This window comes from Bacillus sp. DTU_2020_1000418_1_SI_GHA_SEK_038 (assembly GCF_032341175.1).
GTDB lineage: Bacteria > Bacillota > Bacilli > Bacillales > Cytobacillaceae > Cytobacillus.
Genome location: NZ_CP135435.1, coordinates 936,908 through 959,830, shown reverse-complemented (window position 1 = coordinate 959,830; position 22,923 = coordinate 936,908). Strand labels below are relative to the sequence as shown.

Below are 22,923 nucleotides of genomic sequence, written 5' to 3'. Positions count from 1 at the left end.
CATTAAAGAGATGAAAAAAAAGACCTTCTCGGAAAAATTAGAGTTGGTCTTTTCATGGCTATTCAGTAAGAGAATGCTTGAATGCATAGATCACAGCCTGGGTCCGGTCCTGTACGTGGAGCTTGCTGAGTATGTTGCTGACATGTGTCTTGACTGTTTTTAAGGCGATAAACAGTTCATCAGCGATTTCCTGATTCGTCTTTCCTTCCGTCATGAGCAAGAGTATTTCCATTTCTCTGCTTGTCAATTCTTCATGAGGGAGCTGCTGGTTCCTCTGCCTCATTTTTACCATCATTTTTCCTGTAACTTCCGGTTCTAAGACGGATTGTCCCTGATAGGTGGAACGGACAGCATCAGCAATTTCACTCGCTTTTGAAGTTTTCAGCATATAGCTTGTTGCCCCGGCTTCCAAAGCAGGATAGACCTTTTCATCGTCCAAGAAGCTTGTGACAATAATAATCTTCGCTTCTGGCCATCTTTCAATAATATTTCTCGTTGCTTCAATTCCGTCCATTTCCTTCATGACTAAATCCATTAAAATGATATCCGGACGTAAATCCAACGCCATATCAATAGCTGTTCTACCATTGTCCGCTTCACCAATCACTTCAATATCGGGCTGTGCAGACAAATACGAAGAAACTCCGATTCTTACCATTTCATGATCATCAACAAATAAAACTCTAATCATTGGCCTCCCCCTCTTGCTTTATAATAGGAATTTTCACTTCAAGCCGTGTACCGCTACTTTTCAAACTAATGATTTTGAGGGTTCCTCCAACTTCAACCGCTCGTTCATGCATATTCTGCAAACCATAGGACCCAGCTTTTGCTTCCTCAACATCAAAGCCAATCCCATCATCCACAACTCTTAAAATAACAAACTCATCCCTTTGAATTAGCAAAACTTCGAGCTTCGATGATTTCGAATGACGGAGGGTGTTAGAAACCGATTCTTGAAGAATGCGAAATAAATGATCCTCTATTCCTTTATCAAGAGGGAAGTCCTCTATTTTCCATTTAATATCCATTGTTACTTTTTGTGATAATTCGACAAGTAATTCCTTTATTCCTTCTTGAAGGGATTTCCCTTTTAAAGCAGCAGGTCTTAAATGAAGGAGAAGGGCTCTCATTTCGAGCTGTGACTGGTGAATCATTTCCTCCACCATTTTTAATTGCTTCGTTTCCCTTTCATTTGTCTGAGGCTTTGCTTCATTGATAGCTGACATTAGCATAGAAGCAGCAAACAGCTGCTGGCTGACAGAATCATGAAGCTCTCTTGCCAAACGATTTCTTTCCTGAGAAATAACTTCCTGAACACGGCTCTCCATATCCTCCGCTTTTTCAGTTGCCAGCTTTTGTGATAGCTTTGCCTGTTCAGTAATTTGCTTCTGAATTTTGCCTACTCTGTTTACAATAGAATGCAGATCAGGCGGAGCATTCATCTCTTTCGTTTCTATTTGACGGCCTTCTTCAATATGATAGAGCCAGTTATCGACAGTTAGAATTTGCTTTTTCCAATTGAATCCTGAGATTAAACCAAACATAATACCAATAAAAATACTGACACTTGGAACAAAAATAACATATGGAATATCCATAATATTTGTATCCCATAGCTCTTTCCAATCAATTAGCGGAAAACGAAATAGAAAAGAAATGATAAAGAAGCTGCAGATGAGAATGGATACTGCTACTCCTATAACGACTTGTCGCTGAACAATATTCATACGCGCTTCACCTCTAAATCACCTACTGGGATCGAGGTAATAATTTTGACACGTTGTTCAGCTTGATCAAACCCTGTAGTTTGAACCTTCAATGTCTGATTAAAAACCTTTGGTTCCTGAGCTCCAAAGATTTCAATTGAACCAGCTAATACAGAATGATTTACACTTATTTCTATATCATAAGGAACAAGGACTTGAATGTTTCCAATTAGATTTCTAATATAAATAACCGTTTCCCCTTTTGGGAGAACAGTGTAGCTTAAATCAATAACGGTATCCCCGATCCCTGTCTGAATATTAATATCGCTCCATTCGTAGACGTGGTCGGGAGTCTTTTGCTGTCCGAATAATTGATTGCCGAAGAACGGTTTATGCCGAATGACCGTTTCCTTCTCCAGATTCATACTTGGTTCCTTCAATTCAGGCTTGATATGTGCTGGATTTTTCTTAGCCTGAACGAATTGGATTAAGAAATGGATTAGAATCGCTAACAGAAAAAATTTAAATGTAATCATACTAAAAATACTAATAATCAAAAAGATAATTCCAAGCCAAAACAGGAGTTTTCCGGATTTACGGGGCATCCATTTTCTCCCGATATAAATCATGCCCACTTCCACAAGGAGGGAAAAGATCAATCCCCGATTAAAAAATGTAAATTCCAAAAAGAGAACAACTGCCCCCAGCAATAATATCCAACTTATATATTCACTCTTCACTCTATTTATCATGGGACTCCTCCCTCCTTATTAAATAAGCACAAGTGCAATGATAATGGATGGTTCTAAAATGTTCACTATGAAACTTCCAAAAAAGGCGCAGTTGTCCACGCCTTTTTAGAATACCATGTTTCCCTTATGAAATAGAATGAGTTTCTTCTTTTTTCATATCTTTTTCTATTTGTGCGATGCGCGCGTCAATCGTACTGCGATAATAGGAGCTGTTCACTTGATTTTCTAATCGATCTAAATATGATTCAATTTCTTGGAAGCGGGAAGCTGACTTATTAGAAGAAATGTCCTGATCCAGCACCTGATTCATTTTCACTTGAGCTCTTGTCATATTTTCACGGCCCATTAGCTCCATGCGGCGAATATGCATGTCTTTCAGCTTATGCTTCATTTCTTCATATTTTTTTTCTAATTCAGCAAGCTGCTGGTTTGACTGGTTCAGTGCATCCTTTAGGCGTGCCGCACGTTCCTCATACTGTGCATGCTCCGCGGAAGCAAATAAGTAAAGTTCATTTTCTCCAGCCTGTGAAGCAATTTCAGCCTGACGTTTTCTTTTTCCTGCTAAATCCTCTGCTTGGCGATATTCTCTGCTGAACTCTTCCTTCAACGCATATTGACGTTCCATCAGCTTGCGGACTTTTTCAGTTTCCTTCTCACAATCACGTAAATATTGATTTAAGAGGGTAATTGGATTTCTCTTCTCCTTTTGATCTAGCACCTCATTGATATCTGCTAATACAGTGTTTTTAATACGAGTAAATAGATTTGTCATTTTTCTCTCTCCTTAAGATTTTTATTTTTTCTTTAGTTCTGCCCATTGCTTTTCAAAATTTGTGAATGGGTCATTGTCTTCTACAACGACTGACTTTTTTTCATTCCATTTTTTATACACAAGATACAGAACATAAGCAGCGGCAATACCAAGGATTGCTGGTATATTGGAAGCAGTGGCCATCAGTGCAATAAAGCCGATGATCCCCCAGCCAATTTTCATTAATGTTGAATCTGTTTTCAAAAATTGTTTAAACACGTAGTACAGAATAACGATGCTGATTCCTAGGGCCACCAATGGTCCAAGATTTGACAATAATACAAATGCAGCAATTCCTCCTGCTAATAGTAAACCGAATTTTTTCATTTTCGTTTCCTCCTTTCTTGATATCATCTTACCTTGATTTCATTCTTCTCATAACGAGCCTGAGCTTTATTTTTAACTAGGTCCAGAGACCGAGCATATGAGCGGCCTAAGGTAAGAGACATTAAAATGAACAGGAAAAGACTCCAATTTCACCTAACAGCCTATAGTAAAAAATAGAAAGGAATAATACATGAATTCTCTGCTCTAAACCATACTAGATTTAGGAGGTGTGCCATAATATGTACCTTTCTTGGCTATGCGGAATATTACTTTTTATCCAACCTGCTCAACCGCCTGGAAGCCTCACAATCGAATGCGAGGGAGAATCAGTCATAACAGTTGACCGAATGGATTACGCAATCTCTTTTCCAGATTTTCCTTTAATCGATATAGAAAAATTGAATGAGCTCCTTGAAGTGGTCGATAAACAAACGTATCTAGCACCGAAAAATGCTTATATTAGCCAGACAGGAAAAGCTATAGCAGAAGAAAAAGGCAGGAGATTACACCGAAAGGCTTTTACAGACCTGTTCTATACATACTTTTACAACAGGAACACTTCTAAAATTGAAGTGCCAATGCTTGCGATTCATCCACGAGTGGATCGGGATTTATTGTTGCATATTCACGTTAAGCAAATTGGAAGATATGTGACCTTTTTCAATCAAAGAAATAAAGCACGCTCTCATAATATAGCTCTTGCGGCAGAAGCCATTAATAATCAGGTTGTTTTTCCTGGTGAGACTTTTTCCTTTAATCGTGTTGTAGGAAAGCGAACGAAGAATAGGGGTTATATGCGTGCGCCTGTTATTGTTCGAGGAGAGTTAGCCGAGGATATTGGCGGGGGAATCTGCCAAGTCTCATCTACCCTATTTAACTCGGTTGATCGGGCTGGTTTGAAAATCATTGAACGCTATTCCCATTCCAAAAGCGTTCCGTATGTACCAAATGGAAGGGATGCTGCTGTCAGCTGGTATGGACCTGACTTCAGCTTTAAAAACGAATATACCTTTCCATTATTAATTCGGGCTCGAGCTTCCGGAGGACAAATTGCGATCCAAATATATTCATCTGATGAAATCGAATACGAGCCTCGAATCGTTCCAGGCGCTTCGAAAACTCTGCCTGAAGAAATCCAAACTACCGGGGAAGAATGATGAATATAAGCACAGGTGCCAGAGGCCACGATTCAATATCTAGTTTCATGTTTTAGATATAGGATATAGATATTGATTTATTGTTGAGCCAGGCACCAAAAAAAGCGAAGAGGAGGGCCTCTTCGCTTTTTAGATTAATTTTTTGGAGCTTATTACTACTCCATCTTCATCCGCATAAATATAATCGCCAGGATTCCAATCAATCCCTCCAAATGTAACAATAATATCTTTTTCACCTTTTCCATCCTTTTTACTCCGCAATGGATTAGTTCCCAGCGCTAGAAGTCCAATATCCATTTGGGCAAGTTCTGCGGAATCCCTAACACAGCCATTGATAATGACGCCCCCAAGCTTCCTGCTGACCGCAATTTCAGCTAGCATATCACCAACCAACGCACATCTTTTCGAACCGCCTCCGTCTACTACAAGGACATTTCCTTCGGGTATGGTTTCTAATGATTGCTTTACTAACACATTATCTTCAAATACTCTCACTGTTGAAATTGGACCATCGAACTGTTTCTTCTTCCCGAAAGAGCGGAATTCTTGCTGGCATACTTCCAATTCCTTTCCGAATTTATCACAAAGATCGGCTGTTTTCTTAATCATTCTTCAACCTCCTAAACTATTTTTTCTTCCCATCTTCTATTTATTTCATTATAAATAACGATTATCCCTTTATTATCGGAAAAAAATGTGTTTCCCGAGCATATATCTAAAATGATCACCTTTTTTCCAATTATAACACGAATTTGATCGATTCAAGTCTTACAAGGATCGCAAAAAAAGGAGGCAAAATAATGATATTAATGATTGTGACAACACTCGGTTTTGTCATTTCCTTAGGTATTGTTGGAATCCTTCTGCATTATTTTACGAATAAAGCACTGAATCTGGAAGACGCAAAGTCTATTGATCCTATTCCGAATGATGAAGTGACTGAAAGCGGAGATTGAAAAAGTGATGAAACGTCTTAATTTATTTTTTTCCGATTGAATGGCTGGCTATTTTTTATAGCCGGCTTTTTATTCTATTGAAAAATGTTATAGTTATATCCTCCTACAAACTGTATACAAATGACATCTATTGGAAAAATTATGGATGAAGTAACGTATAGGAGGAAAGGTATGTCTAATAAAAAAATGCCCCAGTTTCCTGAGTCTTATTGGAGAGAAGCTCCCCTTCCATCTTTCGGAAAGCTCACTGAACATACTTCTGTTGATGTGGCCATTGTTGGGGGCGGAATTACCGGTATTACAGCTGGATTCCTTCTTTTGAAAGAGGGATTAAAGGTAGCTATTTTGGAGGCTGGAAACATCCTGACTGGAACAACTGGCCATACTACAGCAAAGCTTACCGCCCAGCATGGATTAATTTACGATGAATTTATTAATCACTTTGGTCTGGAAAGGACAAAGCTTTATTTCGAAGCGGAAATGGGAGCGATCGATTTTGTTCGCAGCCAAGTACAAGATAAAAGGATTGATTGTGACTTTAGTGACCAGCGTGCCATCATGTATGCGACTTCTGATCAGTATGCGAGGAAGCTTGAGACAGAAATGGAAGCATACGAAAAACTTGGGATTAATGGCAAGCTAGAGGAGAGCATTCCTTTTAATATTAATACTAAATTGGCACTTGTGATGAATGATCAGGCACAATTCCACCCATTAAAGTACTTAAATGTCTTGCTGCTGGATTTTCTCGATGCTGGCGGCATTGTCTATGAACATACAACTGCTGTAGACATTGGGGAAAATGACCATCCTGTCGTGATTACGAGAGATGGACACCGAGTAAAATGTAAACAAGTAATTGTTGCTTCTCATTACCCATTTGTAGACATAATGGGATTTTATTTTGCCAGAATGTATGCCGATCGCTCCTATATACTTGGGATCAAAACAAGCACAGATTTCCCAGATGGTATGTATATTAGCGCTGATGAACCAACCCGCTCTCTCAGATATACGCCATATAATGGAGATAAATTAATCCTCGTTGGAGGCGAAAGCCATAAAACAGGACAAGGTATTAACACAATGAAGCATTATGAAGCACTTGAAAACTTTGCAGCTGAGGTGTTTGGGATTACCGAATTCCCATACCGCTGGTCAGCGCAGGATTTGGTAACATTGGACAAACTCCCGTATATCGGTCGAATCAAGGCCAATAAACCAAATATACACGTTGCTACTGGTTTCCGGAAATGGGGAATGACGAATGGAACAGCGGCAGCTATGCTTCTGAAGGATATCATTATTGGAAAGGAAAATCCTTATGAAGAGCTGTTCTCTCCTTCTCGATTCCAAGCAGATCCAAGTCTTAAAAAGGTGTTCTCTATTAATACAGATGTTGCTGGTCACCTTATTAAAGGAAAGCTCGCCGTTACACCAAAAGCGCTGGATGATATCGAGAAGGACGAAGGCGCTGTTGTCATGATTAATGGAGAAAGAGCCGGTGCATACCGGGACAAAGAAGGAAATATGCATCTTGTTAATACAACCTGCACACATATGGGCTGTGAAACGGAGTGGAATGAGGGAGATAGGACATGGGATTGTCCTTGCCATGGATCAAGGTACACGTATGATGGAGAAGTACTAAACGGACCAACCAAATTGCCGCTTAAAAAGATTGATTTACAATAGAGATAGAAAAAATCCTCTTTCGTGAAGAATAAAGAGGATTTTTTTAATTTTCTTTTAAAAAATATAACTACTGCCTTTTACTCTTGGCGGCGGTTTTTTTGTGGATTATCGTGTCCTGTTGTAAACTCAACTAGTTCTGAGCTCGTTCGATTGCCTTTTTTGGCATTCTTATTGCGTTCCGCATTTGCATTACCCTGTTTTTTTCTGCCCATAGCTTCCTCGACTCCTTTTTACTATTTCAAAAAGTAGTATGGGCGAATATCGAAACTTTATTCTAATAATTATTTTCGTTGGTCCGGATCGATTATTTTACCAGCACGCATGACTTTCTTTGAAGCTAGAATGCCAAGCTCCTTCGTAAATTTCCTAAGTTCTCTTTCCTCTCTCTCCGTTACTAAGGAAATAACTGTTCCGCTCGCGCCAAATCTCCCTGTTCTTCCTGAACGGTGAACATACTGCTTCAAATCTTTCGGGAAATCGAAATGAACGACATGAGTGACATCTTTAATATCCAACCCTCTTGCTGCTACATCTGTTGCAAGCAGCAAATTTGTCTTTCCTGTCCGTAAATCCTTTAAAGCATTTTGCCGATCCATTTTATTTAAATCACTATGCAGAGAACTTGTTAAAATATTTTTATAAGCTAGCTTCTCTGACATAACTGTTAAATTCCCTATATCCTTTACAAAAACAAGTGCTTTAATCTCATCCAACCTTGAGATTTTTTCAAGCATCATGATTTTGTCTCTTTTTTCCGTAATAAAGTAAAAATGATCAACATTGGCTGCGTTGATTGTTTCATCTTTTTCAACTCTGATAATTTCAGGATCTGCTGTTAATTCTCGTGCCAGCTTTTCTGTTCCCTGCGGCAGTGTAGCCGAAAACAAAAGGATTTGACGTTCACTTAAAGCGGACTTGACGATATTTCGAACTGTTTCCAAATGCTCAGGTACTAGCAGCTGATCCCCCTCATCGAGCACAATCATTTTGACTTCATGCATTTTCAGCTTTTTCTGCTTAATTAATTCCAGCATTCTCCCAGGTGTACCTAAAGCAATATGAGGATGCTTTTTTAATTTTTCCAGCTGCCTCTTTACATTGGCGCCTCCAATAAAGGAGGCTGCTCGAATACCGCTGCCTTCGGACCACTTTTGAATTTCTTGCAAGATTTGCATTACAAGCTCTTGAGAAGGTGCAATAATAACCGCCTGAAGGCTCTTTTGATCACTTTCAATTTTCTCTAATATCGGCAGCAAATAAGCAAGCGTCTTTCCAGTACCTGTCGGAGACTCAGCAATTAGATCCTTTCCCTCAACTGCAGCTGGAATTGCATTTGACTGAATCGTTGTTGGTTGTGAAAAATTCGATTTTTTCCATACCTCTTGGATAAATGGCTTTAGTTCGCTAATTAAAGTTTGTGTCATATAGGACTCCTTAAATTTTATATATGTAAACATTCATTTTTTGAAAAGTATTTTCGCTACTGATACTAGCGTATCACGCATAAGATGTCTAGTCTAAGTCAGCTTTTGTGAGGAATAGTTAGGCACCTATCCGGTCATATTATTAATGAGGTGAAGCCTTTGAACCGTATAATTCCCATTGTTTTAATAATAGGATTACTAGTTTATTCATTACCTATTCATGCCGAGGGAAAGAGCGAGAGGATTGAAGTATATCATATAGATAAGGCAAAGGTTGTTAAAGAAATTCCTATTACAGCAGCCATCAATAAAGAAGCTGAAAACTACCTATCCAATATTGAGGGTATATATAAGAAAATAAATCCCATTCCTAGAAAAGGGTTTATTGTCAGGATTCCTCTTCGTCCTCCCATTAAAGTTCAAAATCAATGGATTCATACTCTTGCAGATGAAATGAATATTTTTTATCCAGTTGAAGAAGACCCTTATATCATGATTTTTGATGATGAAAACAATGTTTACTTTTTTACGATTGACCAAAATAATTCGGATCTAAGTAAAATGGCTGAGTATTTAGGGATAACGCCATAAAAGAAGGTGAGACCTATCATTAATAGGTTTCACCTTCTTATACTTTATATTACTATAGTATAGATATTATGCTGCTGTATTAGCTTTTTGTGCCTTTTCTTGTGCTCTAATTTGCTTGAATGCTTTCGTTTCAGCTACAACAACTCCAGATAGGAATAGAAGTCCGATTAAGTTAGGGATTGCCATTAATGCATTGAAAATATCTGCAATCGTCCATACTAAACCAAGACTTGCTCCTGCACCAAGCAGCACAGTTGCTGTGTAAATGATTCGGTAAACTGCAATAGATTTAAAGCCAAATAAGTATTCAAAACATTTTTCACCATAATATGCCCAGCCTAATACAGTTGAATAAGCAAAGAAAATTAATCCGATTGTTACAACCCAGCCGCCAACACCTGGGAGCAATAGATCAAAGGTTTGTGTCGTTAACGCAGCACCTGTTGATTCACCTTTTGCATATAGTCCACCCATAACGAGGGTAATACCAGTGATTGAACAGACAACAACTGTATCAAGAAAAGTTCCTGTCATAGAAATTAGAGCTTGACGTCCGGGATGATCTGTTTTTGCAGCAGCTGCAGCAATTGGTGCAGATCCCATACCCGCTTCATTAGAGAATACTCCACGTGCAACCCCGTAACGGATAACCGAACCAATTGCACCGCCAGCCATTGCTTGTCCAGTAAATGCATCAGTAAAAATAAGAGCTAATGCAGAAGGAAGCTCGCTAACATTTAATAAAATTATAGTTAATCCACCTAAAACATAGAAAATCGCCATAAATGGAACCATTAAGGAAGTAACTTTACCTATACTTTTGATTCCGCCTAATAAAACCGCCCCTGTTCCAACAGTTAAAATAATACCAGTTATCCAAGGGTTAATCCCAAAGCTGGACTGAACTGCAGCTGCAACAGAGTTCGATTGAACTGAGCTTCCAATACCAAATGCAGCAATTGCTCCAAAGAATGCAAATAATACAGCAAGCCATTTCCAGCCTAATCCTTTTTCAATATAATACATCGGTCCGCCGGCCATTTCTCCTCGTTTACCAACTGTACGATATTTTACGGCTAAAATGGCTTCCGCGTATTTCGTTGCCATCCCTACAAGGGCTGTGATCCACATCCAAAATACAGCACCAGGCCCCCCAAGAACAACCGCTGTTGCCACCCCTGCAATATTACCAGTTCCAATAGTCGCAGCTAGAGCTGTCATTAATGATTGGAAATGTGAAATATCTCCTGCTGATTTTTTATCCTGGTTTTTTGAAAAAGCTAGTTTAAGTGCATATGGAAGACTGCTAAACTGCATAAATCCTAAACGAATAGTAAGAAAAAGTCCTGTTCCAACTAATAATACTAGTAAGGGTGGTCCCCAAACAAAATCTGCAATTTTTGATAGAATATCTGTCATATTGTTTCCCCTTCTCTCTGTTAGTTAAAATCTCATGATCGATTAACCCTTTCTTTCTCTAAAAATCCTCCTTTAATATTTCAGAATATTATTGTAATTAAGACTATTAATCATATTACAATAATTATATATTATTCAAAAAGTAGACACAATATTTATTTTTAAAAATATTAATTCGATGGGCATAATTTTTTACTCAATTATTAATAAAAACCTATAGTAGCAAGGGGCGGATGGACTAAAAAATATTTTAAATTTTTTAATAAAACGCAAATATTTTTAAGTTTTTTAAAAGAGAACAGAAAAAAGATGCTCAGCATATGCCAAGCATCCTTCTTGTAATCTATTAAGATACTTTTTCTTTTTCCTCTTGGTAACCGTTTTCCCAGTACTCAGCATTTTTGATGCCAAGCTTTGTTGAGTTGAACACAGGATCGAGTCCTTGTTTCTTTTGTTGTTCGTAGTCTTTTAGGGCCAGCAAAGCTGGTTTAGCAAGAATGAGGATGGCAATAATGTTTAGCCAAACCATGAGACCTAATCCAACATCTCCTAATGCCCATGCAAGACCAGCCGTTTTAACAGATCCATAGAAGGCTGAACCTAGCAATACAAACTTCAGAATAAATGTTGGCCATTTACTGTTTTTAAATAAATAGGTAACGTTTGTTTCTGACATATAGTAGTATGCCATTAGTGTAGTAAAGGCAAAGAAGAAAAGTGAAATAGCTACGAAGCCTGCTCCAAATCCAGGTAATACTGATTCAACAGCTGCCTGAGTATATCCAGGTCCTGCTTCAACTCCTGGCAAGTTTTCCGCAATCATATTTCCATCTGTGCCAACTGTATTGAACATACCTGTAAAAAGAATCATAAATGCTGTCGCTGAACACACAAATAATGTGTCGATATAAACTGAAAACGCTTGCACTAAACCTTGCTTTGCAGGATGGGAAACTTCTGCAGCAGCAGCAGCATGCGGACCAGTTCCCTGTCCAGCTTCATTAGAGTAAATTCCACGCTTAACTCCCCAAGCAATTGCACTACCAATGATTCCTCCAAATGCCGCATCGGCACCGAAAGCACTTCTAAAGATTAAAGAGAAAACGTTTCCAATTTCTCCGATATTCATTGCCATAATAATTAATGCAACTAGAATATATCCAATAGCCATAAACGGAACAATTAATTGTGCCGCATTTGCAATACGCTTAACTCCACCAAAGATAATTAGTGCAAGTAATCCGCAAACAAATAGCCCTGTAATCCATTTAGGAACACTAAATGCATTTTCAATCCCTGAAGCAATTGCATTTGCTTGAATACCAGGCATTAATAGTGACAATGCCACTAAAGCAGAGATAGCGAAAAGAACAGCAAACCATTTAACCCCCATACCCTTTTCAATGTAATAGGCTGGGCCCCCACGATATAACCCGTCTTTCTTTACTTTGTAAATCTGGGCTAATGTTGATTCAACAAAGGCAGTTCCTGCCCCGATAAAAGCAATTGCCCACATCCAGAAAACAGCACCTGGACCACCCATTGCAATAGCAGTGGCAGTTCCAGCAATATTACCAGTTCCTACGCGGCCAGAAAGAGCAATAGATAAGGCCTGGAAAGATGAAACGCCCGCAGAAGAACTTTTTCCTTGGAACATGAGCATAACCATGTCTTTAATTAGTCTAACTTGAAGAAAACGAGTAAGAATTGAAAATAATAGCCCTACACCAAGACAAATATAAATGACAGGTGTACTCCATAAAATATTATTCAATCCATTAACAAAAGCTTCCAAATAAAATCCCCCTTTGTGTTGTATATTCTGAATCTTTTTCCTATTAAGAATTATAAAACATGTACAAAAATAAAACAATCATTATTTTAAAATTTATTTACACTTGTCAATAAACCTATTAGACTATAGCTTTAGCCCTGTAATATCCAATATATTGCTTTTTGGATAAAGTAATTTAACCCTTCTCATACCCATCCTACACCTTTATACTTTACTGCTGTAAACTTTGAAAAAGCACCCACTTTGCATATTTTTTCATATTTTCAGAAACTCATGTATACTATATTTAGGGAAACGAAATAAAAAAGAAAGAAGTGTTTTAAAGGAATGAATCCTGATTCAAAACGGAATTTATTCATAATGTGGTTCGCCAATTTCTTCGTTGCTGGCAGCATGACGATGGTTTTGCCATTTATCTCTCTGTACATTAAGACGTTTGGGAATTTTTCTTCGACTTATGTACAGCATTGGTCTGGATGGACGTTTGCCATTACCTTTGTTGCCGCTTTTCTCTTTTCGCCGATTTGGGGAAGAATTGGTGATTTATACGGGAGAAAGAAAATTCTCATTGTTTCAGGCTTAGGTATGGGATTATCCATTTTCCTCATGGGATACGTTACTTCTGTCTGGCAGCTTTTTATGCTCAGGCTTTTTATGGGGATTTTTACAGGCTTTATACCAATGTCGCAGGCATTTATTTCAACGCAAACCCCGAAGCATATTGCAGGAAAGGTAATGGGAACTTTACAGACCGGCAGTATTACAGGTTCGCTGATGGGGCCTATGCTTGGCGGTATCCTTGCAGATATATTTGGTTATGCTGATACATTTAAATGGACTTCGATTTTCATATTTATTTCCGCTCTGCTCGTTTTATTTACTAAAGAAATCATTCTGCAGAATAAGGAAGATAAGAAAACAAGTTATTCGAGTAAGGAAGTCATTCTTCACATTATCCGCCACCCTGTTTTGTTAACCGTTTTGCTCATCTCAGCTCTTATTCAAATGGCTCACTTTAGCATCCAGCCCATTCTCTCTTTATATGTCAGTGAGCTTCATGGCACGGAAAACCTTGCATTTTTTGCCGGGATTGCTTTTTCAGCAGGAGGGCTGGGGAACTTGATAATGGCTAGAAAATGGGGAAAAATTGCCGACCGCTACGGCTATATTAAAATTCTAGTTATTTTGCTTTTTCTAGCAGGCCTTTTCTATCTGCCCGGAGGATTTGTCACGAATTATTCGCAGCTGGTGCTCATTCGATTTACTCTTGGCGTGACAATCGGAGGTATTATTCCCGTCCGGATTGCTTATATCAGGCAGGAGGCACCCATCGCCATGCAAGGGGAAGTTCTTGGCTATAACACAAGCCTGCGCTTTTTCGGAAACATTATTGGTCCCGTGATGGGAGGAATTATTTCTGGCTATTTTGGCTTTTCTGCTGTATTTTTCACAACAAGTTTGCTCCTAATAGTGAGTGGATTTATTTTACTAGTCGCTATGAACCGAAATTCGGAAATAGCCGGGGTAAGTTTGAGTAAAAAAAGAATGCCCTCATAATCAGCGGGGGCATTCTTTGCTTTATTTTACCTCTAAAACAATGCTTGCATAATACTTGTTGCCGATATGGGCATCAAGCCGCCATACTCCAGAAGATGGAAAGTTCATCATCACATGCTGTGAGGCTTGTGCTTTTAGTACATCCTTTAAATCTTCAGTTTGCGGAAGGGTAATTTCCCAATTATTAGCACGAACCATCTCTATCCGCTTACCTGTATCCTTTTGGGTGGCTGTTATTTTAAGCTGTTCCCCTGGATTCTCCTTTAAACCCTTCCCCCAAAAAAACCATCGCGTTTTGTAAGCTTTACCAGCCTTTATGTCATCTAAATCCATATATACGGCCTTCCCTTTTAAGCCTCTTAATATTGATTGATTTCCTCCGTCAGATGGTGCAGGAAAGGTTGGGGTTATATTCCAATTCCTTGTGTTATCAGGGTGCAGTAGGAATGTTTCCTTTTTCTCATCCCATTCCACTGTCACTTCAACGGTTTCATTTTCCTGCATCATCGCTGCTCCACGATCAGGTCCTGAGTGATTTGTGAACGATTTTTTATCCATTTGGTCTAATGATCTGCCACTCCCACCAGCGGTTGTTTTATAGCTATAGGATAAGGGTTTTCCTTTTATTTCTGCAAATTCGCCTTTATACTCAATGTAAAATAATTCTTCTGATTCACTGTTATAGCCAATCCGGCCATCCTTTTTTTTAGCAAATACTCCTTTTCCATAGAACTCATGTATGGCTCTCCAATGTTCACTTTCTCCAGCATATAGGTAATCATGAATAACGATATTCTCGTCTTTGCCATTTTTCTCTTCAGCAAGTCTAGTTTCACTGGGTTGGCGTGTATTTTCATTAGTTAAAAAATAAATGGCACCAATAGTAAGGAATATACAAACAGCCCCGCTTAATAAATACTTTATTGGAAAAGTAAAGGATTGTTTCTTTTTTGGAAGATTTGAAAGGGTGTGATGGACTCGATTTTTAACTGAAATAGGTGCTTCTAACTCCTCTTCTTGTATGATTTTTTTGATGTTCGTGTCAAATTTTGAGTGGTCCATTATCATCTCTCCCTTCTTCATTTTCTTGGTTAAGATAGGATGCGAGCAGCGCCCGTGCACGGTTTAATCTTGATTTTACTGTGCCTTCCCTAATATTTAGAACTTGCGCTATATCCTTTATGGAACAATCTTCAAAATAAAATAATACGACAACCATCCGATGTTTTTCGTTTAACTCCGAAATAGCCGACCTTAATTCATCAAATTCATTTTCAGCTTTTTGAGGTTCTGCCAAGTTTTCTATATTATTGAGAGAGTAGCTCTTATGCTTTTTCTTTAACATATCATTGCATTCATTTATTAAAATCCGAATTAGCCATGTTTTGAAATAGGCTGGATTTTTCAGCTTAGAAATAGAATGATAGCTTTTCAATATCGTTTCCTGTATCGCATCCCCACAATCCAATTCTTCTTTAAGAATCCCCTTCGCCACTCGATAAAGGGAAGACTCACAATTTCTTATTAATCGAATAAAAGCCTCCTCGTTCCCGCTCTGGGCAAGAAGAACATCATTTTCCGAAAGCACCATCATCCCCCCTTGTGCTCATTAGACCACATTTGCTGCAAAAAGGTTCCGTTCCAATCAAATAAAAAAGGTGAAATGTTTTTTTTATCAGTTTTTTGGGTGAATTTTAGAAAGTATACACTTTGAAGCTTTCATGGTGAGCGTTTGAGTCAGTAGAAGGGAAAAACACGCTCTATGAACCTTTCATGGTAAGCGTTTGAGCCAGTGGAAGGAAAAAACACGCACTATGAACCTTTCATGGTGAGCGTTTGAGTCAGTGGAAGGAAAAAACACGCTCTATGAACCTTTCATGGTGAGCGTTTGAGCCAGTGGAAGGAAAAAACACGCACTATGAACCTTTCATGGTAAGCGTTTGAGCCAGTGGAAGGAAAAAACACGCACTATGAACCTTTCATGGTAAGCGTTTGAGCAAGTGGAAGGATAAAACACGCACTATGAACCTTTCATGGTCTCATCCTCAATAAAGTCAATTCAATCGTATCAAAACATACCCATAGTTTTTTTAAATCTATGAATATTGTCTTATTCCACCATGTATCCTCCATTAGCACTTCAATACTATCTTCTAGTCCAATATCATATCGTGGAACAAGTTCCGTGTAACAAAAAAAGTAAACTTTTATCAACAAGAGGAACTTGCCTCCTTGCTGAAAAAAAGTTTACTTATATTTAGCCATCTATTTTCTCCTAAAAATTAATTTACCTCGTAATAATAATCGGCTCCCCTTTTGTCACGACTATCGTATGCTCACATTGTGCGACTAGGCTCTTGTCAGGCGTCACGAATGTCCAGCCGTCACCAAGCTCGATTACCTCTTCCGCTCCCATAGAGATAAATGGTTCGAATGCGATAACCATTCCATCGCGCAGCAATTGGGAATCCCAAGGCTCAAAATAGTTTAAAATATGGTCTGGCTTCTCATGAAGGGATCTTCCAATTCCATGACCAGTTAGATTTTTTATAACGGTATAACCATTCTGATTCGCTACTCGGTTAACCGTTTTTCCGATCGTGCTTAGCTTAGAGCCTGCTTTTATCTTTTTCAAGCCTTCTTCAAATGCCTTCTGTGCCGTTTCACAAAGGTGAAGCAGCTTTTCATTTGAATTCCCAACTACAATCGATAATCCAGTATCTGCGAAAAATCCGTTTTTGGATCCAGAAACATCTATATTGACTAGGTCCCCATCGTTTATGATTCGATTTCCCGGGATGCCATGTGCCACTTCCTCATTTACACTGATACAAGTAAAACCCGGAAAGTCATATTCTCCTTTTGGACCTGATACCGCACCGTATTTTTCAAACAGCTCCCCTGCATAATCATCCAGTTCTTTCGTCGTTACGCCAGGTTTTGTCCGTGAAATCAATTCATCGCGGATGACCGCAACAATTTTTCCAATTTCCTTTAAAGCTGCTAATTCTTCATCATTTTTGACTATCATATGATTCCTGTCCCTTCAATAATTGGTTTTCTTCTTTTTATTATATTCTATTTTTCGATTAACGTAAAAACACCCCAAAAGATTGAGGTGTTTCTAGAAGTTTAGCTTATTTTAAAGCCAATTTTACCAAATTGATCAGCTTGTTCCATCCTGTTAAAAGCTTGTTCAAATTGGTCAAGGGTAAAAACTTTATCCATAACAGGCCGAATTCGGTGACTCTCCATAAATTGCAGCATTTCTTTATATTCTTCCGCACTTCCTAATGTTGAACCGAGAAGATTTTGCTGGGCATAGAAAAAGGTCCGAAGATTTATTTTGACTTCATCTCCTGCTGAAGCTCCAAATGTCACAATCGTTCCGCCCGTCCGGAGAATTTCTAACGACTTATTAAAAGTAGCGGCTCCAACAGATTCAATGACAAGATCCATCTTCAATCCTTCTAGGGCTGTATTCCAATCTTCATGACTATCAATGGCTCTGTGGGCTCCAATTTCTAACGCCTTCTCACATTTCTCCTTCGAACGTGAGCTCACATATACTTCAGCCCCGGCAGCTTTAGCGAATTGCACTAAAAATGTAGCAACCCCGCTCCCTACTCCCGGAATAAACACCTTCATTCCTGGCTGCACTTTTCCTCTTGTGAACAATGCACGGTATGCAGTCAGACCTGCCAATGACAGTACACCTGCTTCTTCCCAAGTTAAATATTCTGGTTTTCGCTCTACATTTTCCTCTGGCAAAATAATAGATTCACCAAAGGTTCCATGGAAAGGATGACCGACAATCTCAAATCCTGCAGGCGGAGCATCACTCTTTTCCTTCCAGCCAAGGCCAGGATTTACCATAACCTCATCCCCAATTTGTACAAGAGTGACGCCTTCTCCAACAGCCTCTACGATTCCAGCCCCATCGGAACCAATGACTAAAGGAGGCTCTGTAGACTTGTGGCGCTCAAGAACAAATAGGTCACGATGATTTAATCCTGCTGTTTTAAGTTTAACCTTAATTTCTCCCGCCTTTGGCTCCATTGCTGCTATTTCACTATATGTAAGTCCCTCTAAACCAGTCTTCTCTGCATGAATTACTGCCTTCATCGTAATCACTCCTATATCTAAAATGTCTTTATAACCTATATTACTTGTAATTGGCTTGAATTTGAAATATTTCAACTCTTACAATCTTTTTTTACTTTAGCTTTATTGATGGTGGTTGTCTTTCAAGCATTGCAATAAAACACTTATATTGACAAATTGGTTTAATTAACCAATTTTGTTAAACTAATTAATAAATGTAACTGTGGAGGTTATCAAATGGGATGGGCTGAATTTGAACAAGTAAAAAGTGAATACACCGATTTTTATAAAAAAATTGACGAAGAAATCATTAGGCTGTTATGTGAAAGAAAAGCTGCTGCCAAAGGAAAGCGTTATTCCCCTCCTGCTGAATTATTGGAGGAATGGTCACAAAAATACAAGATGAAGGTTTCGGAGATTGGCTGGCTTATGCATGAATTAAATGATGGCAGCGGACCATTTTACATGCCAGAGGGGCCCGGTGAGCTTTTAGGCGTCATTCAAATTATGAAAAAATCAACTGTTGGGGATTTTGACTATATTTTAACTCATGCTATGCAGCATGAGCACGGAAGCATCGTAACGTTAGAAATCAATTATAAAAATAAAGAAAACGAAAACATTGGACATATTATTCCACATTTAATGCTTGAAATAACAGGCCCTACCGAATATAAGGTAGCAAAAAAGGGATCTCGCGGCGGCGGCGGGAATACACAGATGGGCTTTCTCATCTCTCCTCCTCTGCCATCTGATCTCACTGAGATCCATTTTGCATTAATTCCATATGCTCCACCTATGGAGTTTCCTCCAAAAGAAGTCGTGCTAGATCAGGAAGTTATTTTCCGAAAAAGCTGACTAAATTAAACGATTCTACAAAACCCTTTCAAAACTGACAAATTGAGCATGTTTATTTTCTTGTTATGGTCATATATTTGTACAAAGCCCGAATCAATTTTTTCGTGGAACTTAAGGAACGACAAACAAGCTCAGCTCAGTTGGGAGGGTTTTGAATGCTCATTAAAAGAAGAAGGAGATGGACTGTTAAAAAGGGGCCGCTCCCCTTTAAATATGTTTTTCTTATTACGTTTGTTATTTTTATCCTAACGACCATTTTCAGTGTTATTATCATAAACAAAAATCTAGAGCCAACATTAATAGGGATCGCCGAAACGAGAGCCCGCCAATTCGCAGTTCAGGCAATAAATGATGCGATTGCCAAAAAAGCTACAGAAAGCATAGATATTAATGAATTAATCGTAAAGCATGAAAATGCCGGTGAAGCCAGCTACAGCTTTAATCCCCAGTATAATAAAGTCATTTCGGAATTAACGATTAGAGTACAGGAATATTTAGATTTAGTTGAAGCCGGAGATTTAGACCAGCTTGAAAACTTCAAGAATGATATTAATATCGACAAAGAAAAAACAAAAAGCTCGAAAGGCATTGTTTATCACATCCCATTAGGAATGGCTACGAAAATGACGTTACTATCCAACCTTGGACCAGAAATCCCTGTCAGGTTAGAAATCCTTGGAGATGTCACATCAGATTTAGAAACAAAGATTGTCGAAACAGGCATTAATAATACGTATCTTGAAGTCTATATAAATGTAAGAGTGCATATGAACGTTATTATCCCTTTAATCGAAGAACCGATTGAGGTTTCCAACCAGATCAAAATCGGGGACTGGTTTCACCCTGGCAAAGTACCTCAATATTATAATGGAGGCGGCACACTCAATCCTAATCCTGTCATCATACCGCCGGCAACTAATTAATGGTGCTTTTCATTTCATGGAAACTTCAATATGAATTATTATAATATTAAGACAACCTAGAAGATGCAGAAGCAGATCTACTTAGGAGGTTTTTTACAATATGAAAATATTGATTGTAGGAGCAGGGGCAATTGGCGGGTATTTTGGCGGACGCCTTGTGGAAAAAGGAGAAGATGTTACCTTTCTCGTTCGAGAGAAAAGAAAACAGCAGCTTGACCGTGATGGATTGATCATTGAGAGTATACACGGGGATCTGAGCCTAAAACCTAAAGCACTATTATCTGGAGAAAAGGCTGACCCGTTCGATGTCATTATCCTTTCAACGAAGGCTTATCATTTGGATGGCGGCATTGAAAGTATTCGGACTTATGCCGGAGATCGAACAATGATCCTCCCACTTCTTAATGGGATTGCCCATATTGAGAAGCTTATTGATGTGTTCGGGGAGGAGCGGGTTATTGGGGGACTATGCTTTATTGAAACGACCCTTGATAACTCCGGAAAAGTTCTCCAAAAAAGTCCGATCCATGACCTTGTATTTGGAGAAAGAAATGGCGAAAAAACGGAACGTATTTTAAAACTGCAGGATGCCTTTTCTGGAACTAAAGCAAACTTTCGATTATCCGAAAATATCATGCAGGATATGTGGCATAAATATTTATTTATAACCACTGCATCAGGAGTCACCTCTCTATTCCAATCGCCAAGCGGACCCATTTGCGAACAGGAGCTCGGCCTTCAAACGATCGAAAGAGTTCTTATGGAGACAGTCAGCATTATGAGAGCAATTGGCGCACCTGTTGCTGAGAATATTGAAGAAGTTCAATTATCTCAAATACAGCGACTCGGCTATGAATTTAAATCATCCTTACAAAGAGATATGGAAAAAGGACTGCCAATCGAAGCAGACCATTTTTTCGGTTACTTACTAAAACAAGCACAAGCCACAAGCATTCAAGCACCAACATTAGAAACCATTTACGCAAATCTGAAAATCTATGAATCTAGGATCTAAATAAATGGATGCTGCCCTATTAGGTGGCATCTTTTTGGTTTAGTAAAGAGCACAACATCAAACATCCATTTCCTCTTTTCATCCAAAAAAGCAGCCCCATTTCTGTTAAACTAATAGGAGAAAGAATATTTTTAAAAGGTGGTATTCATATATCCATGTGGGGGCTTTTTATTTCACAATTAATGATTGGATTATTGTTTTTAGTGCTTGGCTGGGCTGTGCGTTACAAGAAAGCTTATTTTTTAATTTCGGGATTTTCATCCCGTTCTGAAACGGAAAAACAGCAGTTGATTGCGAATGGATATCCTCAAAAAATCGGAAATCTGTTACTTGTTACGGCAGTTGTTATGATCATTATGCTGCCTCTCTCGTTTAGTTCTTTTACATATTCGATGGAAGTTCAATTTGGAGTTATACTGGTTCTATTAATGGGCGGCCTCATTTATTTATCTAAATTTGATATTCCTAGTAAAAGAAAGCGAAGCTATATAATCAGCACCATCCTATTTATCGTAGTAATTGGGACGATCACAACTCTTTCTGTATTTAGCTATCAGGGATATGAACTAAGTGTAAAGGAAAATAGTTTTGAGATAACTGGGATGTACGGAGATGAATGGCCAATTGATGGCATTATACACGTTGAATTATTGGAGGTGATGCCCGATATTACAGTAAGAACGAACGGTATCGGAATGCCAACGCTGTCAAAAGGCCATTTTAAGGTGAAAGATTATGGAAGCAGCCTGCTTTTTATTCAGAAAGGAGCCTCCCCGTATGTATATATTGAACTGGAAAAAAGGAAAATCTTCATCAATGATAAAGATCCAAGCAAGACAATATTATGGTATGAGAAATTGAGGGATAAGACTCGTTCGACTAAATAAATCGTTCAAGGCCAGTACGAAATCATTCTAATCGCAATATTAAAAAATGCAAAGCCGTTCAAAATATTGAACGGCTTTACATTTTGCTTTATTGATTTAGCATATGTAAACAAAAATCCAAGTCTGCCTGCAAATGTTTCTTCATGATCCTCTCTGCTTCTTCACCATCATGAGATTGAATGGCTTCAAAAATTTGTCTGTGCTCCTCAATTAAAAATGGACGTTTATGGTAGACAACCGTTTTTCTGAACAAATAAATAATGGATTGCATCCGGTCAATAATATCAATCATCATCGGGTTATTTGTTGTTTGTACAATGATATTATGAAATTCTTCATTTGCTTTCATAATTTCTTCCGTTGTTCCCGAGTGTCCAATTTCTATGCACTGCTCTAACTGTTCCAATGCCGCTTGGCTCATATAAGTCGCTGAATAGCGCGCAGCAAATCCTTCTAGCAGGATCCTAACTTGGAAAATATTTCGCAAATCCATATCTGTTGGATTAACGACCCTCTTTTGTTTAACTAATCCCTCTTGTTCGAGCTTTCTGATTGATTCACGCACTGGTGTCCGGCTAACACCTAGTTCTTCAGCCAGTCTTTCTTCAACAAGCTTCGTACCCCTCGGCAGCTCACCGTTTAAAATTTTATCTCTTATATATTCATATGATTGCAAATACGCTAATCCTGTCGTTTGCCTTACCAATGACTATCGACTCCTAATAAAAGTTATGACAAAAAGAAGTGAAGGAAGAGTAATTTCTTCCATTAGGAAAATAATAAATACTGTAAATAGGATCGCTTACTCCTTATGTAAAAGTATAGTTTGAATGATTCATTTTTAAAAGGAATAACCTGACTGTATACGATTTTTATTCTTTTGTACACTTTCTAATTATTTTTGTATACATTTTTGAATAATTTGTGTACAATTTTCGTGTGT

Annotated in this window: 24 protein-coding genes; 9 read left to right on the top strand and 15 right to left on the bottom strand. The window is 38.4% G+C overall.

Features of this window, described 5'->3' with window-relative positions; all coding sequences use genetic code 11:
* Positions 1-58 precede the first annotated feature (58 nt).
* From RRV45_RS04820 to RRV45_RS04800, 5 genes are all read right to left on the bottom strand, one after another.
* The gene (locus RRV45_RS04820) at positions 59-691 is read right to left on the bottom strand and encodes a response regulator transcription factor (RefSeq protein ID WP_315667625.1); all 633 of its coding nucleotides are present in this window, start codon (positions 689-691) and stop codon (positions 59-61) included.
* Positions 684-1,730, bottom strand: a complete 1,047-nt coding sequence (locus RRV45_RS04815; protein ID WP_315667624.1) for a sensor histidine kinase — start codon at positions 1,728-1,730, stop codon at positions 684-686. The genes RRV45_RS04820 and RRV45_RS04815 overlap by 8 nt, the downstream gene beginning before the upstream one ends.
* Positions 1,727-2,461: a cell wall-active antibiotics response protein LiaF gene (gene liaF / locus RRV45_RS04810; protein ID WP_315667623.1), complete on the bottom strand. Its 735-nt coding sequence runs from the start codon at positions 2,459-2,461 to the stop codon at positions 1,727-1,729. Before liaF ends, RRV45_RS04815 begins: the two co-directional genes overlap by 4 nt.
* A 124-nt stretch (positions 2,462-2,585) precedes the next feature.
* Positions 2,586-3,233: a PspA/IM30 family protein gene (locus RRV45_RS04805; RefSeq protein WP_315667622.1), complete on the bottom strand. Its 648-nt coding sequence runs from the start codon at positions 3,231-3,233 to the stop codon at positions 2,586-2,588.
* 21 nt (positions 3,234-3,254) lie between these two features.
* The gene (locus RRV45_RS04800; protein WP_315667621.1) at positions 3,255-3,599 is read right to left on the bottom strand and encodes a lmo0954 family membrane protein; all 345 of its coding nucleotides are present in this window, start codon (positions 3,597-3,599) and stop codon (positions 3,255-3,257) included.
* A 239-nt stretch (positions 3,600-3,838) separates the two neighbouring features.
* Between RRV45_RS04800 and RRV45_RS04795 the strand changes: the two genes are divergently transcribed.
* Positions 3,839-4,756: a VanW family protein gene (locus tag RRV45_RS04795; RefSeq protein WP_315667620.1), complete on the top strand. Its 918-nt coding sequence runs from the start codon at positions 3,839-3,841 to the stop codon at positions 4,754-4,756.
* Between the two features lie 129 nt (positions 4,757-4,885).
* Here the strand turns inward: RRV45_RS04795 and rraA are convergent, their stop codons facing one another.
* Positions 4,886-5,365 (bottom strand): ribonuclease E activity regulator RraA, encoded by a 480-nt coding sequence (gene rraA / locus RRV45_RS04790; protein WP_315667619.1) that lies wholly within the window; start codon positions 5,363-5,365, stop codon positions 4,886-4,888.
* A 191-nt stretch (positions 5,366-5,556) separates the two neighbouring features.
* Here rraA and RRV45_RS04785 point away from each other — a divergent pair, with 191 nt between their 5' ends.
* Both RRV45_RS04785 and RRV45_RS04780 read left to right on the top strand, forming a co-directional pair.
* On the top strand, positions 5,557-5,712 hold the full coding sequence (locus tag RRV45_RS04785) for a hypothetical protein (RefSeq protein ID WP_315667618.1): 156 nt from the start codon (positions 5,557-5,559) through the stop codon (positions 5,710-5,712).
* A gap of 171 nt (positions 5,713-5,883) precedes the next feature.
* On the top strand, positions 5,884-7,407 hold the full coding sequence (locus RRV45_RS04780; RefSeq protein ID WP_315667617.1) for an FAD-dependent oxidoreductase: 1,524 nt from the start codon (positions 5,884-5,886) through the stop codon (positions 7,405-7,407).
* A gap of 77 nt (positions 7,408-7,484) precedes the next feature.
* On the opposite strand, the gene RRV45_RS04775 is transcribed toward RRV45_RS04780, so the two are convergent.
* Both RRV45_RS04775 and RRV45_RS04770 read right to left on the bottom strand, forming a co-directional pair.
* The gene (locus RRV45_RS04775) at positions 7,485-7,619 is read right to left on the bottom strand and encodes a hypothetical protein (RefSeq protein WP_269433520.1); all 135 of its coding nucleotides are present in this window, start codon (positions 7,617-7,619) and stop codon (positions 7,485-7,487) included.
* Positions 7,620-7,688: 69 nt separating this feature from the next.
* Positions 7,689-8,831, bottom strand: a complete 1,143-nt coding sequence (locus RRV45_RS04770; RefSeq protein ID WP_315667616.1) for a DEAD/DEAH box helicase — start codon at positions 8,829-8,831, stop codon at positions 7,689-7,691.
* Positions 8,832-8,990: 159 nt separating this feature from the next.
* Here RRV45_RS04770 and RRV45_RS04765 point away from each other — a divergent pair, with 159 nt between their 5' ends.
* The gene (locus RRV45_RS04765) at positions 8,991-9,422 is read left to right on the top strand and encodes a hypothetical protein (RefSeq protein ID WP_315667615.1); all 432 of its coding nucleotides are present in this window, start codon (positions 8,991-8,993) and stop codon (positions 9,420-9,422) included.
* A 66-nt stretch (positions 9,423-9,488) separates the two neighbouring features.
* Here RRV45_RS04765 and RRV45_RS04760 read toward each other — a convergent pair whose 3' ends face one another.
* On the bottom strand, positions 9,489-10,841 hold the full coding sequence (locus RRV45_RS04760; RefSeq protein ID WP_315667614.1) for an alanine/glycine:cation symporter family protein: 1,353 nt from the start codon (positions 10,839-10,841) through the stop codon (positions 9,489-9,491).
* Between the two features lie 346 nt (positions 10,842-11,187).
* Positions 11,188-12,636, bottom strand: a complete 1,449-nt coding sequence (locus RRV45_RS04755) for an alanine/glycine:cation symporter family protein (protein WP_315667613.1) — start codon at positions 12,634-12,636, stop codon at positions 11,188-11,190.
* Between the two features lie 327 nt (positions 12,637-12,963).
* On the opposite strand from RRV45_RS04755, the gene RRV45_RS04750 reads away from it, so the two are divergent.
* The gene (locus RRV45_RS04750; protein WP_315667612.1) at positions 12,964-14,193 is read left to right on the top strand and encodes an MFS transporter; all 1,230 of its coding nucleotides are present in this window, start codon (positions 12,964-12,966) and stop codon (positions 14,191-14,193) included.
* Positions 14,194-14,214: 21 nt separating this feature from the next.
* On the opposite strand, the gene RRV45_RS04745 is transcribed toward RRV45_RS04750, so the two are convergent.
* The 4 genes from RRV45_RS04745 to RRV45_RS04730 all read right to left on the bottom strand — a co-directional run bounded on the left by RRV45_RS04745 (position 14,215) and on the right by RRV45_RS04730 (position 18,318).
* Entirely contained in the window at positions 14,215-15,255 is a 1,041-nt protein-coding gene (locus RRV45_RS04745) for a hypothetical protein (protein ID WP_315667611.1), read from the bottom strand.
* On the bottom strand, positions 15,236-15,787 hold the full coding sequence (locus RRV45_RS04740; RefSeq protein ID WP_315667610.1) for a sigma-70 family RNA polymerase sigma factor: 552 nt from the start codon (positions 15,785-15,787) through the stop codon (positions 15,236-15,238). Before RRV45_RS04740 ends, RRV45_RS04745 begins: the two co-directional genes overlap by 20 nt.
* Before the next feature lie 693 nt (positions 15,788-16,480).
* Positions 16,481-17,224, bottom strand: coding sequence for a type I methionyl aminopeptidase (gene map / locus RRV45_RS04735; RefSeq protein ID WP_315667609.1), 744 nt, complete (start codon positions 17,222-17,224; stop codon positions 16,481-16,483).
* 101 nt (positions 17,225-17,325) lie between these two features.
* The gene (locus tag RRV45_RS04730; protein WP_315667608.1) at positions 17,326-18,318 is read right to left on the bottom strand and encodes a zinc-binding dehydrogenase; all 993 of its coding nucleotides are present in this window, start codon (positions 18,316-18,318) and stop codon (positions 17,326-17,328) included.
* Between the two features lie 216 nt (positions 18,319-18,534).
* On the opposite strand from RRV45_RS04730, the gene RRV45_RS04725 reads away from it, so the two are divergent.
* The 4 genes from RRV45_RS04725 (at position 18,535) to RRV45_RS04710 (ending at position 21,980) form a co-directional block, all read left to right on the top strand.
* On the top strand, positions 18,535-19,155 hold the full coding sequence (locus tag RRV45_RS04725; protein ID WP_315667606.1) for a hypothetical protein: 621 nt from the start codon (positions 18,535-18,537) through the stop codon (positions 19,153-19,155).
* Between the two features lie 155 nt (positions 19,156-19,310).
* Positions 19,311-20,078 carry a sporulation protein YunB gene (gene yunB, locus RRV45_RS04720; RefSeq protein WP_315667604.1) on the top strand — a complete coding sequence of 256 codons (768 nt, stop codon included), beginning with the start codon at positions 19,311-19,313 and terminating at the stop codon, positions 20,076-20,078.
* Between the two features lie 100 nt (positions 20,079-20,178).
* On the top strand, positions 20,179-21,093 hold the full coding sequence (locus tag RRV45_RS04715) for a ketopantoate reductase family protein (RefSeq protein ID WP_315667603.1): 915 nt from the start codon (positions 20,179-20,181) through the stop codon (positions 21,091-21,093).
* A 155-nt stretch (positions 21,094-21,248) separates the two neighbouring features.
* Positions 21,249-21,980 (top strand): DUF3784 domain-containing protein, encoded by a 732-nt coding sequence (locus tag RRV45_RS04710; RefSeq protein WP_315667602.1) that lies wholly within the window; start codon positions 21,249-21,251, stop codon positions 21,978-21,980.
* 88 nt (positions 21,981-22,068) lie between these two features.
* Here the strand turns inward: RRV45_RS04710 and RRV45_RS04705 are convergent, their stop codons facing one another.
* The gene (locus RRV45_RS04705; RefSeq protein WP_315667601.1) at positions 22,069-22,686 is read right to left on the bottom strand and encodes a GntR family transcriptional regulator; all 618 of its coding nucleotides are present in this window, start codon (positions 22,684-22,686) and stop codon (positions 22,069-22,071) included.
* Positions 22,687-22,923: the final 237 nt, after the last annotated feature.

Coding starts and splice junctions, on each gene's coding strand:
- RRV45_RS04820 (WP_315667625.1), bottom strand. CDS start 691: ATGATTAGAGTTTTATTTGTTGATGATCATGAAATGGTAAGAATCGGA.
- RRV45_RS04815 (WP_315667624.1), bottom strand. CDS start 1,730: ATGAATATTGTTCAGCGACAAGTCGTTATAGGAGTAGCAGTATCCATT.
- liaF (WP_315667623.1), bottom strand. CDS start 2,461: ATGATAAATAGAGTGAAGAGTGAATATATAAGTTGGATATTATTGCTG.
- RRV45_RS04805 (WP_315667622.1), bottom strand. CDS start 3,233: ATGACAAATCTATTTACTCGTATTAAAAACACTGTATTAGCAGATATC.
- RRV45_RS04800 (WP_315667621.1), bottom strand. CDS start 3,599: ATGAAAAAATTCGGTTTACTATTAGCAGGAGGAATTGCTGCATTTGTA.
- RRV45_RS04795 (WP_315667620.1), top strand. CDS start 3,839: ATGTACCTTTCTTGGCTATGCGGAATATTACTTTTTATCCAACCTGCT.
- rraA (WP_315667619.1), bottom strand. CDS start 5,365: ATGATTAAGAAAACAGCCGATCTTTGTGATAAATTCGGAAAGGAATTG.
- RRV45_RS04785 (WP_315667618.1), top strand. CDS start 5,557: ATGATATTAATGATTGTGACAACACTCGGTTTTGTCATTTCCTTAGGT.
- RRV45_RS04780 (WP_315667617.1), top strand. CDS start 5,884: ATGTCTAATAAAAAAATGCCCCAGTTTCCTGAGTCTTATTGGAGAGAA.
- RRV45_RS04775 (WP_269433520.1), bottom strand. CDS start 7,619: ATGGGCAGAAAAAAACAGGGTAATGCAAATGCGGAACGCAATAAGAAT.
- RRV45_RS04770 (WP_315667616.1), bottom strand. CDS start 8,831: ATGACACAAACTTTAATTAGCGAACTAAAGCCATTTATCCAAGAGGTA.
- RRV45_RS04760 (WP_315667614.1), bottom strand. CDS start 10,841: ATGACAGATATTCTATCAAAAATTGCAGATTTTGTTTGGGGACCACCC.
- RRV45_RS04750 (WP_315667612.1), top strand. CDS start 12,964: ATGAATCCTGATTCAAAACGGAATTTATTCATAATGTGGTTCGCCAAT.
- RRV45_RS04745 (WP_315667611.1), bottom strand. CDS start 15,255: ATGGACCACTCAAAATTTGACACGAACATCAAAAAAATCATACAAGAA.
- RRV45_RS04740 (WP_315667610.1), bottom strand. CDS start 15,787: ATGATGGTGCTTTCGGAAAATGATGTTCTTCTTGCCCAGAGCGGGAAC.
- map (WP_315667609.1), bottom strand. CDS start 17,224: ATGATAGTCAAAAATGATGAAGAATTAGCAGCTTTAAAGGAAATTGGA.
- RRV45_RS04730 (WP_315667608.1), bottom strand. CDS start 18,318: ATGAAGGCAGTAATTCATGCAGAGAAGACTGGTTTAGAGGGACTTACA.
- RRV45_RS04725 (WP_315667606.1), top strand. CDS start 18,535: ATGGGATGGGCTGAATTTGAACAAGTAAAAAGTGAATACACCGATTTT.
- yunB (WP_315667604.1), top strand. CDS start 19,311: ATGCTCATTAAAAGAAGAAGGAGATGGACTGTTAAAAAGGGGCCGCTC.
- RRV45_RS04715 (WP_315667603.1), top strand. CDS start 20,179: ATGAAAATATTGATTGTAGGAGCAGGGGCAATTGGCGGGTATTTTGGC.
- RRV45_RS04710 (WP_315667602.1), top strand. CDS start 21,249: ATGTGGGGGCTTTTTATTTCACAATTAATGATTGGATTATTGTTTTTA.